This window comes from Mammaliicoccus stepanovicii (assembly GCF_002902525.1).
GTDB lineage: Bacteria > Bacillota > Bacilli > Staphylococcales > Staphylococcaceae > Mammaliicoccus > Mammaliicoccus stepanovicii.
In genome coordinates this window covers 1-228 of sequence record NZ_PPQZ01000070.1, presented here as the reverse complement: position 1 = coordinate 228, position 228 = coordinate 1, and the positions used below count along the sequence as shown (strand labels likewise).

Genomic DNA, 228 nt, shown 5'->3' with positions numbered 1-228 from the left:
CCATCAGTGTCTGTCACCTTAGGTGTCGTGATATCAGGCTTTCCATCGTTATCTTTATCCGTTACTGTTGTACCGTTCGGATCAGATTCCTCTTTATTTGGAATGCCATCATTATCCGCATCTTCATCTCCATCTGGTGTACCATTTCCATCAGAATCAGGATTTGTTGGATCTGTACCTGCAACTTCTTCATCTTTATTATTGATACCATCGCCATCGAGATCAGGA

General features: G+C 42.1%; 1 pseudogene. It reads right to left on the bottom strand.

Going from position 1 to position 228, the window contains the following annotated elements:
* Nucleotides 1-228 (bottom strand): annotated as a pseudogene (locus tag CD111_RS12485) (hypothetical protein); the annotation flags it as partial.